Annotated in this window: 11 protein-coding genes; 2 read left to right on the top strand and 9 right to left on the bottom strand. The window is 72.1% G+C overall.

What is annotated here, in order from left to right; all coding sequences use genetic code 11:
- Positions 1 to 14: 14 nt before the first annotated feature.
- Both JO379_RS18090 and JO379_RS18085 read right to left on the bottom strand, forming a co-directional pair.
- Positions 15 to 935: an RNA polymerase sigma-70 factor gene (locus JO379_RS18090; protein WP_209515835.1), complete on the bottom strand. Its 921-nt coding sequence runs from the start codon at positions 933 to 935 to the stop codon at positions 15 to 17.
- Positions 932 to 2,137 carry an NAD(P)/FAD-dependent oxidoreductase gene (locus JO379_RS18085; protein ID WP_209515832.1) on the bottom strand — a complete coding sequence of 402 codons (1,206 nt, stop codon included), beginning with the start codon at positions 2,135 to 2,137 and terminating at the stop codon, positions 932 to 934. The genes JO379_RS18090 and JO379_RS18085 overlap by 4 nt, the downstream gene beginning before the upstream one ends.
- A 256-nt stretch (positions 2,138 to 2,393) precedes the next feature.
- Here JO379_RS18085 and JO379_RS18080 point away from each other — a divergent pair, with 256 nt between their 5' ends.
- Positions 2,394 to 3,899, top strand: coding sequence for a GMC family oxidoreductase (locus JO379_RS18080; protein ID WP_209515830.1), 1,506 nt, complete (start codon positions 2,394 to 2,396; stop codon positions 3,897 to 3,899).
- 504 nt (positions 3,900 to 4,403) lie between these two features.
- A complete protein-coding gene (locus JO379_RS18075) occupies positions 4,404 to 5,885 on the top strand; it encodes an MFS transporter (protein WP_307842046.1) in 1,482 nt (493 codons plus the stop codon).
- 107 nt (positions 5,886 to 5,992) lie between these two features.
- On the opposite strand, the gene JO379_RS18070 is transcribed toward JO379_RS18075, so the two are convergent.
- The 7 genes from JO379_RS18070 to JO379_RS18040 form a co-directional block, all read right to left on the bottom strand.
- Positions 5,993 to 7,648, bottom strand: a complete 1,656-nt coding sequence (locus JO379_RS18070; RefSeq protein ID WP_209515827.1) for a long-chain fatty acid--CoA ligase — start codon at positions 7,646 to 7,648, stop codon at positions 5,993 to 5,995.
- Positions 7,649 to 7,747: 99 nt separating this feature from the next.
- On the bottom strand, positions 7,748 to 8,278 hold the full coding sequence (locus JO379_RS18065; protein ID WP_130878446.1) for a SigE family RNA polymerase sigma factor: 531 nt from the start codon (positions 8,276 to 8,278) through the stop codon (positions 7,748 to 7,750).
- Between the two features lie 153 nt (positions 8,279 to 8,431).
- Complete coding sequence (locus JO379_RS18060; protein ID WP_130878447.1) at positions 8,432 to 9,271, bottom strand: DUF1906 domain-containing protein; 840 nt, start codon at positions 9,269 to 9,271, stop codon at positions 8,432 to 8,434.
- Positions 9,272 to 9,413: 142 nt separating this feature from the next.
- The gene (locus JO379_RS18055; RefSeq protein ID WP_209515824.1) at positions 9,414 to 10,580 is read right to left on the bottom strand and encodes a lipid-transfer protein; all 1,167 of its coding nucleotides are present in this window, start codon (positions 10,578 to 10,580) and stop codon (positions 9,414 to 9,416) included.
- Positions 10,577 to 10,993 carry a MaoC family dehydratase gene (locus tag JO379_RS18050; RefSeq protein WP_130878449.1) on the bottom strand — a complete coding sequence of 139 codons (417 nt, stop codon included), beginning with the start codon at positions 10,991 to 10,993 and terminating at the stop codon, positions 10,577 to 10,579. The genes JO379_RS18055 and JO379_RS18050 overlap by 4 nt, the downstream gene beginning before the upstream one ends.
- Positions 10,990 to 11,943 (bottom strand): bifunctional MaoC family dehydratase N-terminal/OB-fold nucleic acid binding domain-containing protein, encoded by a 954-nt coding sequence (locus JO379_RS18045; RefSeq protein WP_209515821.1) that lies wholly within the window; start codon positions 11,941 to 11,943, stop codon positions 10,990 to 10,992. Before JO379_RS18045 ends, JO379_RS18050 begins: the two co-directional genes overlap by 4 nt.
- Positions 11,944 to 12,283: 340 nt before the next feature.
- On the bottom strand, positions 12,284 to 12,589 hold the full coding sequence (locus JO379_RS18040; protein WP_130878451.1) for a hypothetical protein: 306 nt from the start codon (positions 12,587 to 12,589) through the stop codon (positions 12,284 to 12,286).
- Positions 12,590 to 13,174 lie beyond the last annotated feature (585 nt).

Here is a 13,174-nt window from a genome sequence, read left to right as displayed (position 1 = left end):
CGGCACGACGACGCTCACCGCGTTCCGAGGTCGTGGGCGGCGCCGTCGGCGACGGCCTGGAGTTTGTCCGGGTTGGCCACATTGTGGATGGCGGTGATGCGACCGTCGGCGTCGAAGTCGAAGGTGACGGTGGCGATCACGCGTCCCGGCCCGCGGAACACGATGCCCGGCCCCCCGTTGATCCCGACGAGTTCGGCCTTCATGTCGGCGGGCTCGACGCCCTGGTAGGTGACGGTGCCGATGGCCGCGAACCATGCCGCCACCGTGGCCGCGCCCACCACCGGACGCAGGGCCTGGCGGACCTTGCCGCCGCCGTCGGTCCACAGCGTGACGTCCGGGGAGAGCAGTTCCATCAGGGCGTTGACGTCCCCGCCGGTCGCGGCGGCGAAGAACCGCTCGGTGGCTTGGCGCTGCCGCGACCGGTCGGCGGTGAAGCGCGGTCGCCGGGCCCGCACGTGCTCGCGGGCCCGGTGCGCGGCCTGCCGCACCGCGGCCTCGGAACGCTCCACCGCCTCGGCGATCTCGGCGTGGCTGAAGCCGAAGACCTCTTTCAGCACGAACACCGCGCGCTCCAGCGGGCTGAGCGTCTCCAGCACCACCAGCATGGCCATCGACACGGACTCGGCGTCCGTGACGATCTCGGAGGCGTCCCCGCCGGTGAGGACGGGTTCCGGCAGCCACGGCCCCACGTAGGTCTCCCGCTTGTGCCGGGTGGAGCGCAGCCGTTCCAGTGCCAGGTTCGAGACGATGCGCGTCAGGTACGCCTTGGGGTCGGCCACCTGCGAGCGGTCCCCGGCGGACCACTTGATCCAGGCGTCCTGGACCACGTCCTCGGCATCGGCCGCGCTGCCGAGGAGGCGGTAGGCGACGGAGAACAGCAGCCGCCGGTGCTCGTGGAAGACCTGCTGGCCGAGGTGGGCGGACAGATCGGTCACTTGGTCCCCCGGGCCCGGGTGAAGCGGCCCCCGCGGGGCCAGAACGCGCCCGAGGCGGGCATTTTCTTCATACGGCCGTACGTCGGCCAAGGGGAGGCGGTCACCGTCTCCTTGTACCGGACGGCCATGCGGCCGACCAGGCAGAACCGGCGGGGGCTGTCATCGGGCCGGGTGAACTGCACCACGGCGTCACCGCGTCCCAGACTCACCGGCGTGTGGTAGTAGCCGAAGCGGAACGGCTTGGGCTGCCTGCCCCTGAGCATCCGGTCGATCGACAGCGCGGCGTGCACCCCGGTCGGCATGCCGCCCTGGCAGGTGCCGTGCATGACGCCGTACCCCTGGCGGATCGCGGCCGCGTCGCCGATCGCGTACACCTCGGGGTGGGACACCGACCGCAGCGCGGCATCGGTGACGACGCGTCCGCGCTCGTCGACGGCCAGCCCGGCGGCGGCCGCCAGCGGCGACACCCGCGTGCCGCCCGTCCACAGGACCGCGTCGGTCTCGATGCTCTCCCCGTCCGCCAGCTCCACCGCGCCGGGCAGCACCTTCACCACCTCGGCGCCGGCCCGCACCCGGACGCCCAGCCGGTCGAGTGCGGCCTGCACATACGCCCTGGCCTTCGGGTTCATGGCCGCACCGGGCTCCTGCCCGCCCAGCAGCACCACGCTCAGCCGCGGGTGCCGCTCGGCGATCTCCGCGGCCGACTCGACGCCGGTCAGCCCGCTGCCCGCGACCACCACCGTGCCGCTCCTGAGCCCCGCCAGCCGGTCGGCCAGCAACTCGGCGTCCTGAGCGCTGCTCAGGGTGTACGCGTGGTCCTCGGCCCCCGGCACCGCCGAGGTGTCGGTGACCCCGCCCAGCCCGTACACCAGCGTGTCGTAGGGCAGCACCCGGTCGTCGTCGATCCGCACCGTCTTCGCGTCCGCGTCCACCGCCGTGACCCAGCCGCGCACGAACCGCGCGCCCGTGCCCTCCAGCAGCTCCGGGACGCTCAGCTCGGCGAGCGGCTGCCCGGTCGCCGTCATGTGCAGCCGCATGCGCTCGGTGAACCGCTCCTGCGCGTTCACCACCGTCACCCGCACCTCTTCGCACCCCTTCACCCTGGCCGCGAGCTGAACGGCCGCGGCCATGCCCGCGTATCCCGCCCCCAGGATCACCACGCGGTGCGCGGTCGCCGTACCGGTCTCCTGCTGTGCGCTCATCGTTCCGTCTCCTCGGCTCGCTTGCTGACGCCCACCAGATGGGAGCAGGCGGCCCGGATGTGACACGGGCCGGATGTGATGCGCGCCACAGGACGCCGGGCCACCTGCCGTTCCCCGGCGACCGTCCGGCCCCGGCGCAGGTCATTTCCCGGCCCACTGACCGATGCGATGACAGATTCCCGAATCAGCCGTTCTCCGTAGCGTCGGATCCCGTCAGGCCGACCCCGGTCGGCGAGGACGACGGAGGAGAGACGTCATGAGTGACCGCACCTACGACACGATCATCGTCGGCGGCGGTTCCGCCGGAGCCGTGCTCGCCACTCGTCTCTCCGAGGACCCCTCCCGGGTGGTGCTGCTGCTGGAGGCCGGTCCCGTCTACGGGCCGCACGCCTATCCCGAGGCCGTCGCCTCCAGCAATGTGTTCGGCGGTGCCACCGGTCACGACTGGGGCTACCGCTCCGAGCCGGGCTCCATCGGCCACCCCATCGACGCCTCCCGGGGCAAGGTGCTGGGCGGCAGCTCCGCGACGGGCGGTGCGGTCGCCGTCCGCGCGCTGCCCTCGGACTTCGCCCGCTGGACCGAGGCCGGGCTCAAGGGCTGGTCGTACGAGGAGGTGCTGCCCGCCTTCATCGCCCTGGAGTCCACGGACGGCGGCGACGAGGCGCTCCACGGCCGCACGGGCCCGCTGCCCGTCGAGCAGTTCGGTCTCGACGACGTCAGCCCCATGCAGCGCGCCTTCGTGGAGGCGGCCCGGTCGGTGGGCATCCGGGCCTGCCACGACTTCAACGGCGCGGATCCCGAGGGCGTCGGCCCGTATCCGATGAACGTGCGCGACGGCGTGCGCGTCAACACCGGCATGGCCTATCTGACGCCGGCCGTCCGCTCCCGGGGCAATCTCATCGTCCGGGGCGAGTCCCTCGTGGACCGGGTCCTCTTCCGGGGCTCCCGCGCGCGGGGCGTCGTCCTCGCCGACGGCACGGAGCTGCGCGCCGCGGAGGTGATCCTCTCGGCGGGTACGTACGGCAGCGCCGCCGTCCTGCTGCGCTCGGGGATCGGCCCGGCGGACGACCTGGCCGCCCTCGGCATCCCGCTCGTCGCCGATCTGCCCGTGGGGCGGCGGCTGCAGGACCACCCCTTCTCCGGCAACGCCTACGCCGCCGACCCGGAGAGGTTCGGGGCGAGCATCCCCGTGATCGGCGCGAAGGTATGGACGGCGAGTTCCGAGGCGGGCGAGGGGGAGCTGGATCTGCACATCACCGCGACGCACCTGTACGACCACGATCAGAGCCCGACGGGCATCGGCTTCGTCCTCGCCGTGGCGCTCGTACGGCCCGGCTCCCGGGGGACGTTGACGCTGACCGGCCGCGACCCCGGGGCGCCGCCGCGCATCGACCTGAACTTCCTCGCCGAGCCCGCCGACCGGCGGCGGCTGCTGGAGGGGGTGCGGCTCGCCCGCCGGATCGGCGCCGCGGAACCGCTCGCGGGCCTGATCACCGAGGAGATCAGCCCGGGTGCGGGCGCGCGGGGCGACGAGGAGATCGAACGCTCGGTCCTCGCGACCCTCGACACGTACCACCACCCCACGTCGACCGCCCCGATGGGCGCCGACGACGACCCGACCGCCGTCACCGACCGGCTCGGCGCGGTACGCGAGGTCGAGGGACTGCGCGTCGTGGACGCGTCGATCTTCCCGGACGTGCCCTCGGCCGCCACCAACCTCACGGTGATCGCCGCGGCGGAGCACATCGCCCGCCAGATCTGATCCGTACGCACCCCCACAGACCCCGCGCCCGGCCGACCCCCGCGGCAGGCGGCGCGGCCCTGGCAGGGGCCCTGGGCACATCGGTAACCCAGGGCCCCTGCCCACACGACCACCAGGCGAGGACGGTGACGTCCGACTCGCCCTCGGCATCCTCCCCGGCCCCGGTGAAACCGGAAGGGCGTGGGTGAGATATCGCGTTGCACGGACGCCGGAGGGGCGTTTAGCCTGCTTGAGTTCCGTCTGTGCCCGTTCCGGGGCCCGGCGCTGTGTTTCGAGGTGACGACTTATCTCCCAGGCCAAGTAGCCGTCCGCAGTTCCCCACGTTCCGATGCTTCGAACGTGTCCGGGGGCGGACGTCGCACCGGCCTGAGTTGCGTCACCCACCCCCGCATTTCCCTGTCATTTTCCGGGTGCAGCTCTGCCGACTGCCCCGGGTTCTGCGTTTCTCGACCCCTGCGCGGCTGACGGCAGGGCTCCCCGATCCCTTGAATCAGGAGCCCCACAGTGCCTTCCCCCGCGCTCGGCAACGAGCCGCAGCACACCCCCGAGCATCAGGCTCATGACATACCGGACCGGTCGTCGAAGATGACCCGCGCCGCCCGGATCGCCCTCGTGGTGCTCCTGGTCGCCGAGCTCATGGACATCCTCGACCAGTCGGTCGTCCTCACCGTCCTGCCCGCCGTCCAGGAGTCGACCGGCGCCGGACCGGCGGCAGTGCAGTGGCTGACCGCCGGCTACTCGCTGACCGTCGCCGTCGGGCTGATCACGGGCGGACGGCTCGGTGACATCCACGGCCGGCGCAAGGTCCTTCTCATCGGCACCGTCGTGTTCACCCTGGCGTCGCTGCTGTGCGGCATCGCCACCGGCCCCGGTGTGCTGATCACCGCCCGCGTCATCCAGGGCGCCGGCGTCGCCGTGATGATCCCCCAGGTCCTGGCCACCCTCCACGTCACCTTCGACGGCGAGAACCGCAGCAGGGCCTTCGGCCTCTACGGGGCCGTCCTGTCGCTCGCGGGCGTCCTGGGCCCGGTCCTGGGCGGCGTGCTCACCGAGGCCGACCTGTTCGGACTGGGCTGGCGGCCGATCTTCCTGATCAATGTGCCCGTCGGCCTCGCCGTGATCGTCCTCGGACGCACGTTCATCCCCGAGTCGACCGCGCAGAAGGCCGACCGGCTCGACCTGACCGGCATGCTCCTGTCCGCAGTGGCCGTGGTCCTGGTCCTCTTCCCGCTCACCGAGGGTCACACCCACCACTGGCCGCTGTGGTGCTTCGCCATGCTCGCCGCAGGTCTCCTCGTGCTCGGCGTCTTCCTGCGCCATCAGCAGCGCAGGCAGGACAACTCCCCGCTCGTGGCACTTGCCCTCTTCCGGGGCAAGCAGTTCTCCGGCGGCCTGTCCGCGCAGCTGATGCTCGGCCTGCTGTGCGGCCTGTTCTTCATGACCTGGACGCTGTACCTCCAGCGCGGCCTGGGCATGAATCCGCTGATGGCGGCCGCGGCCTTCGTGCTGCTCGCTCTCGGCGAGCTGGCCGGTGCGACGACCGCGATGAAGACCGCCGGGCGCTTCGGGCGCCGCCTGCCCCAGGCCGGAGCCCTGATCACACTCGCCTCGATGGCGGCCTACGGACTCCGGATCAGCAGCCGACAGGCCGACCTGAACCTCCTCGCGATGGCCATCCCGGTCGTGCTGATCGGCTTCGGCCTCGGCATGGTCGGCGGCCCGCTCGCCGACATGTCCCTCGCCAAGGTGCCGCACGAGAGTGCCGGTTCCGCCTCGGGCCTGTTCAACACCGCGATGCACCTGGGCATCGCCCTCGGCACCGCGCTGACCGCCCTGGTGTTCTTCGCCGCCACCGGCGGCTCACCCGACGGCGCGATCAACCGCGACGCGTTCACCGGCGTCCTCTGGTGGGTCGGTGGCATCCTCGCGTTGATGTGGGCCCTGATGTTCTGCCTGCCCAGGCACACCAAGAGCCGGGCCGGGTAAGCCGGTTCCCCGGGCGGCGGCACCCGCCCAGTGCCGCCGCCTCCTCCCCTCCCCGTACACCTCACACAGTCGGGCCCCCGGCGGCTGCCGGGGGCTCCGTGCGGGGCTCAGGCGAGGACAGTGACGTCCAACTCGCCCTCCGCGTACTGCTTGCGCAGCACCTTCTTGTCGAACTTGCCCACCGACGTCTTCGGCACCGAGGGGATCAGCACCCAGCGCTCCGGGAGCTGCCACCGCGCGACCCGCTCGCCGAGGAACGACCGCAGCGCGGCGTACTCGACGACCGAGCCGTCCTTCAACACCACGGCCGCCAGCGGGCGTTCGCCCCACTTGTCGTCCGGGACGGCCACGACGGCGGCCTCGGCGACCTCCGGGTGGGCCATCAGGTGGTTCTCCAGCTCGACCGAGGAGATCCATTCGCCGCCCGACTTGATGACGTCCTTCGCCCGGTCGGTGAGGGTCAGGAAGCCGTCGGGGGTCATCGTGCCGACGTCGCCCGTGCGCAGCCAGCCATCGGGGCTGAACTTGTCGTCGGGGCGGAACGGCTCGTCCGCCGCGCCGCCGTAGTAGGAGCCCGCGATCCACGGGCCGCGGACCTCCAGCTCACCGGCCGAGGTGCCGTCCCAGGGCAGGTAGCCGCCGCCGGGCCCGGCCAGCCGGAACTCCACCGAGGCGGGCAGCCGGCCCTGGGTGACGCGGTACGGCCACGCCTCGTCCTCGCTCAGGCCGGCCGGCGGGCGGGCGACGGAGCCCAGCGGCGAGGTCTCGGTCATGCCCCAGGCCTGGATGAGCCGCAGCCCGTGCCGCTCCTCGAACGCCTTCATCAGGGCGGGCGGGCAGGCGGAACCGCCGCTGATCACGGTGTGCAGGGAGGAGACGTCCTGCTTGTTGGTGTCGAGTTCGGCGAGCAGCCCCTGCCAGATGGTGGGGACGCCGGCGGTGACCGTGGGGCGCTCGCTCTGGATCATCGCGGCGAGCGGCGCGGGCTGCAGGAAGCGGTCGGGCATCAGCAGCGAGGTGCCCGCCATGAACGCGGCGTACGGCAGGCCCCACGCGTTGACGTGGAACATCGGCACGACCGGCAGACAGATCTCGGCCGGGGTCAGCCCGAAGGACGCGGCGGCGTTGACCTCCATGGCGTGCAGGTAGATCGACCGGTGGCTGTAGAGGACGCCCTTGGGCTCGCCCGTCGTCCCGGAGGTGTAGCAGAGGGCGGCGGCCTGGCGCTCGTCCAGCTCCGGCCAGTCGTAGCCCTCGGTGGGGCGGCCCGCGATCAGCTCGTCGTAGTCGTGCACGCGGGGGCGGCAGCCCTCCAGCACGGACCGGTCTCCGGGGCCCGAGACGACGACGTGCTCGACGGAGTCGAGGTGCGGCAGCAGGGGGGCGAGCAGCGGCAGCAGCGTGCCGTTGACGATCACGACCCGGTCGGCGGCGTGCCGCACGATCCAGACCAGCTGCTCGGGAGGCAGCCGCAGGTTCAGGGTGTGCAGGATCGCGCCCATGGCGGGGATCGCGAGATACGCCTCGAGGTGGTCGCTGTTGTTCCACATCAGCGTCGCGACCCGCTCGTCGGCCGTCACGCCCAGCTCGTCGCGGAGGGCGTGGGCGAGCTGCGAGGACCGATCGCCGACCTCCCGGAAGGTCCGGCGGTGCGGCTCGCCGTCCCCGGTCCAGGTCGTGACCTTCGCGTCCCCGTGCACCAGCGCACCGTGGACGAGAATGCGGGTCACTGTCAGCGGTACGTCCTGCATCGTGCTCAGCACCGGGGGCCTCCCGAAAGACCGGGTTACGGACGGGTATTTGTCCGCTGATTGTGCTGTGGTGTCTCCCGGTAAGTCACTACCCGCGGGGTGACGGACGCATCACGCCGCATGGCTCAGTTCGGGGTCCTCGCGCAGCTTGCCGAGGGCGCGCGAGACGGCGCTCTTGACCGTGCCGACGGAGACGCCGAGCAGCTCGGCGGTCTGCACCTCGGTGAGGTCCTCGTAGTACCTGAGGACGACCATGGCCCGCTGCCGCTCCGGGAGCCGGCGCACCGCGCGCCACATGGCGTCGCGCAGCACCTGCTGCTCGGCGGGGTCGGCCTGGGGGGCCGCCTCACGCTCGGGGAGCTCCTCGCAGGGGTACTCGTCGACCCGGCGTTTGCGCCACTGCGAGGTGCGGGTGTTGACCAGCGCCCGGCGTACGTAGCCGTCGAGGGCGCGGTGGTCCTCGATGCGTTCCCAGGCCAGGTACGTCTTGGTGAGAGCCGTCTGCAGCAGATCCTCGGCGTCGCACGGGTTCGAGGTGAGCGCGCGGGCGGTGCGCTGGAGGACCGGTCCACGCGCCCGTACGTACGACGAGAACGACGGGTACACGGCGGTGGATGCGCTGGTGCACACGGACGTGTTCATGTCTTCAACGCTAGGAGTGCGCCCGTCCGCGCGGATCGGCCGCAGGTGCCGAAGAACGGTCAGCCTCAGGTCGTAGTGGTGGGGCTGTCCCCACCTCCTGGAGGGGGATGGGGGTCAGGGTCGGTATTGGGGTACGTCACGGAGCGGGTGACCTCATCTGATGATGGCGACGGGTGCGTCGATCTGATTCCGGTCGATGGTCAGCGTGCGCCCGCCGTACGTCTCGGTGACGTTTCCCGCGTACTGGTGGATGCGCCGGTGCGGGGTCCAGGCCCGGGATCCCAGGTTCGGCTCTCCGGCGGTCGAGGGGGAGCCGCCCCAGCGGGCGAACCACATCACCTCCGGCAGGGACGTGCGCCCGTCCCGCCGCGCGAGGTCCATGTGCCGTACGCCGGCGTTGGCGCTGCTGTAGAAGCCGGGGATGTAGCCCAGGTGGTCGACCGCGCGGGTCCAGCCGCGGATGAAGGACAGGGTGACCCGGGCGCAGTCGGCGTTGCGGTAGTTGTAGGCCTCCATGTCGAGGTAGAGGGGGCTGTGGCGGCCGATGCCGTAGGCGGAGGCCCGGCGCACGGCGTCCTCGCCCTCCTCGATGCCCTGGTCCCAGGGCTCGTCGTCGCTGATCGCGTAGCCACGCTTGTGGACGGCGGAGGCGCACGGGGACTGGGAGCCGACGTAGACGGGCAGGACCCGCCAGCCCAGGTCCTTGGCGCCGGTCAGCCACCTCCGGCTGAGGTAGCGCTGGTTCGGGCAGGCGCGGGCGCGGCCCCCGAAGTAGACGCCCACCGCCGCGTAGGGGGAGCTCTGCCAGGCGCTGAGGGTGTTCAGTGACGGGGCCTGGCAGGCGTCGATGCCCTTGCCACGGAAGATCACCGCCCCCTCGTTCCGGGGGTCGCCGCGATCGCCCGCCGACGCCGGTCCGGCCCCGCCGACCACCTGGGCCGCCGCCGCCGTCAGGGCGACGAGATATCCGATGATCTTTCTTCGTCGGTCCATAACCGCGAGTGAAGGTGCCCGGCTCCGGCCACCCGTGCCGACACGCCCTCCGTGTCATCCGTCTGCGCGGAGAATCAGCCCGGACGTGGGGACGCCCGTGCCCGCCGTGACGAACACATGCCGCGCGCTACGCGTCCGCGCGTTAGGCGTCCGCCCGGAGCACCAGCCCCGACGTGGGGACGCCCGTCCCCGCCGTGACGAGCGCGTGCCGCGCCCCCGCGACCTGGTTGACCGCGGTGCCGCGCAGTTGCCGCACGGCCTCGGCCACGCCGTTCATGCCGTGCAGGTACGCCTCGCCGAGCTGCCCGCCGTGGGTGTTGAGCGGCAGCGCCCCGGACGCCACGAAGGCGGCCCCCTCGCCGGGCGGGCAGAACCCGAACTCCTCCAGCTGTGTCAGCACGAACGGCGTGAAGTGGTCGTAGACGATGCCGACGTCGATGTCGTCCGGCGTCAGCCCGCTCGTGCGCCACAGCTGCCGGGCCACCACGCCCATCTCGGGCAGCCCGGTGAGGTCGTCGCGGTAGAAGCTCGTCATCTGCTCCTGCGCCCGGCCGGCGCCCTGCGCGGCAGCGGCGATCATGGCGGGCGGATGCCGCAGGGTACGGGCCCGCTCGACGGAGGTGACGACGAGCGCCTGGCCGCCGTCAGTCTCCTGGCAGCAGTCCAGCAGGCGCAGCGGTTCGGCGATCCAGCGGGACGCGGCGTGATCGGCGAGCGTGATCGGCCGGCCGTGGAAGTGCGCGGCGGGGTTGGTGGCCGCGTGGCGGCGGGCGGTGACGGCGACGTGCCCGAAGACCTCGGGCTCCAGGCCGTACGTGTGCAGATAGCGGCGGGCCGCCATGGCCACCCAGGACGCGGGCGTGAGCAGCCCGAACGGCAGCGCCCAGCCGAGCGCCACCCCCTCGGCGGACGGTTCGCGCCGCTGGACCCCGGCGCCGAAGCGACGGCCGGAGCGCTCGTTGAACGCGCGGTAGCAGACGACGACCTCCGCGAGCCCGCTCGCGACGGCCAGCGCGGCCTGCTGCACGGTGGCGCAGGCGGCCCCGCCGCCGTAGTGCACGCGGGAGAAGAACGACAGCTCGCCGATGCCGGTCGCCTGGGCGACGGTGATCTCGGGGCTGGTGTCCATGGTGAAGGTGACCATGCCGTCGACGTCGGCGGCCGTGAGACCGGCGTCGGCGAGCGCGGCCCGCACGGCCTCGGCGGCGAGGGCCAGCTCACTGCGCCCGGAGTCCTTGGAGAAGTCCGTCGCGCCGATCCCTACGACGGCCGCCCTGCCGCCGAGGGTGTCGGCCCGCCGGGCGCTCACGCGGTGGCCTCCGGCTCGGTCTCGGCCTCGGGCTCCGGGAGGGTGACGGTGACCGTTCCCGTCACGTGGCGCCCGAGGCTGTTGGCCCCGACGACCGCGACCTCGGCGGTCCGCCCGCGTACGGAGGTGACCGTCCCGGTCAGGGCCATCGCGTCACCGGGGTGGTTGGGCGCCCCGAGCCGGATGGCGACCTTGCGGAGGACGGCCCCGGGGCCGAGGTGATCGGTGATGTAGCGGCCGACGAGGCCGTTGGTGGTAAGGATGTTCATGAAGATGTCCGGGGACCCGGCGGCCCGCGCGGCTTCGGGGTCGTGGTGGACGTCCTTGTAGTCCCGGGAGGCGATGGCGCCCGTGATGATCAGGGTCCGGGTGATGGGGACGGTGAGCGGCGGGAGGGTGTCGCCCGGCTTCATGACGTCTCCACCTCCATGGGGGCGGGCCGGAAGACGGGCAGCTCCTGGTCCGGGGCCACCCGCAGGAATTCCAGCGTGACCGGCATCCCCACCCGCACCCGGTCGGCGGCGACCCCGGTGATGTTGCTGATCATCCGTATCCCCTCGGCGAGTTCGACCAGGGCGACCGCGTACGGCGGGTCGAAGGCGGGGAAGGGCGGGTGGTGCATGACCACGTACGAGTAGACCGTCCCTGCACCGGACGCCTCGACCGCCGTCCACTCCGGCGAACCACAGCTCCCGCACCCCGGCAGCCACGGGAAGCGTGGCGTCCCGCACGCGTCGCACCGCTGGAAGAGCAGCCGGTGGGCGGCGACGCCCTCCCAGAACCCGGCGTTGTCCCGGTTGATCACGGGCCGGGGCCGCTCGGCCGCCTGTGCCTTGGCGGCATTGTCGGCATTGTCGGCATTGTCGGCATTGGCAGTCTTGGCGGTCTTGCGCGGCGCGTATTTGAGGACGCGGAAGCGGTGCGTACCGGCGGGCTCGCCGTCGGCCCGGATCTCCATGCGTGTGGTGACGAAGTGCCCGGCCCCCAGCCGGGTGGTCTTGCGGGGCGAGACCGCCTCGATGACGGAATCGAAGGTGATCGTCTGGCCGGGCCGCAGCGCCTGTAGGTACTCCTGCTCGCAGTCGGTGGCGACCACGGCGGTGTACCCCGCGTCGTCGAGCAGCGCGAACAGCTCGTCGACGGCGGGCGAGCGGCTCCGGGAACCGGAGAGTCCGCCCATGGTCCACGCCTGGAGCATGGTGGCGGGGGCGACGGGATCCTTGCCGGTGTAGGCGGGCCCGGTGTCACCGAGGGCCTCGCACCAGTGCCTGATCATCGAGACGTTGACGGGCTCCCGGCCCTCCCCGGAAACGGTGGCCGGGCGGCCCTCGAAGGCGCGCAGCCGTCGGTACAGGTCGCTCACGGTGGCTCCCTCCGGTCGCGCCGCCCACGTAACTGACTGTCCGTCAGATGAGCGTCAACGTCAAGAGCTTGCCCTGACGACGGCGGGCCGTCCGTGCCGCGTGCGGCGGCAGGCGCCCTGCGGGCGCGTCCTCAATCGCCGGACGGGCTGGATGTGGCTGAGCCCAGCCGAAACCAGCCCGTCCGGCGATTGAGGACACCGCCGCGCAGCGGAGGTGCACACACAAACAGAAGCGCAGCGGCACACCGTGCCGCCACGCTTCCGGACCCTGTCCACTCTCTCCCCATGGAGCGGCGCCACCCCGGGGTCACCCCTGCCCCCGGCGGCGCCTCGGGTTCAATCAGTCAGCGAAGATCACCTCGATGTTCTGCTGACGGATCTCGGTGGGGCCGGAGCTGATCACGCTGGCCGTGTTGTTCTGGTTCGAGGCTCCGGTGCCCGTGGCCTGCTGCTGGCCGGTGGTGGAGTTTCCCTCGTTGTCGTCACCGACACCGCTGCCCACGATCGCGGCGGCTGCGGCATTCGACCCCCGGTTCGCCACCTGGTTGCCGTCGTCGGCCTGGGCGACACCGGAGAACAGCACGGCGGCCATCGGCAGGGCCGCTACAGCGGCGGCGACGCGGGCGGCGGTACGGGTACTTGCCATGTCAATTTCCTCCAGAGCAGAACTACTGCTTACTGCCGGGCAGTTGGCCGACCGCCAGGCGATGGTTCGACGTCGCGCTCCAAGAGTTGCCCACCGAATCCCCACTGAATCACCCGTCCTTCACCATTCCCTCTCAAGCATGAGCACTCAGGAATAAACCCCGACCACTCCCTCAAGCCCCCGCCCGAGCCCCTCACCCTGCCCACGGAGCCCGTACACCCCAGTCACTGAAACGTTTCGGCATGATTGTGGCCAATCTTGGACAAGGCCCCGGGCGCTCCCCGCGCAGGTCGAACGATGGGATGGTCCACGCCGCCCGCCCCAGGGCCCATGGCCCTGCGCCGCCCGCCCGGGAGATCCGCGCCGCCGCCCCCGCTCCCTCGCGCTCCCTCACCGCGGAAACGGGGGACGTCCAGCATGGGCGGCCCGTCATCGACCGGCCCGCCCGCCGCCGGGATCAGCACGTCGACTCGTACTTCGGACGCGCGCCCGACACACGCACCACGCGCTCCAGCGACGGTCGAGACGCGCTCGACCGCCGTTCGGCCCGCTTCGCGCAGACTCCATGCCGTCGGCGCCGCCGTC

Origin of the sequence: Streptomyces syringium, from assembly GCF_017876625.1 — a bacterium.
Taxonomy (GTDB): domain Bacteria; phylum Actinomycetota; class Actinomycetes; order Streptomycetales; family Streptomycetaceae; genus Streptomyces; species Streptomyces syringius.
Note: the sequence above shows the minus strand (reverse complement) of the source record. Positions and strands in the feature narration are given on the sequence as shown.

Coding starts and splice junctions, on each gene's coding strand:
- JO379_RS18085 (WP_209515832.1), bottom strand. CDS start 2,137: ATGAGCGCACAGCAGGAGACCGGTACGGCGACCGCGCACCGCGTGGTG.
- JO379_RS18080 (WP_209515830.1), top strand. CDS start 2,394: ATGAGTGACCGCACCTACGACACGATCATCGTCGGCGGCGGTTCCGCC.
- JO379_RS18065 (WP_130878446.1), bottom strand. CDS start 8,278: ATGAACACGTCCGTGTGCACCAGCGCATCCACCGCCGTGTACCCGTCG.
- JO379_RS18060 (WP_130878447.1), bottom strand. CDS start 9,271: ATGGACCGACGAAGAAAGATCATCGGATATCTCGTCGCCCTGACGGCG.
- JO379_RS18050 (WP_130878449.1), bottom strand. CDS start 10,993: ATGAAGCCGGGCGACACCCTCCCGCCGCTCACCGTCCCCATCACCCGG.
- JO379_RS18040 (WP_130878451.1), bottom strand. CDS start 12,589: ATGGCAAGTACCCGTACCGCCGCCCGCGTCGCCGCCGCTGTAGCGGCC.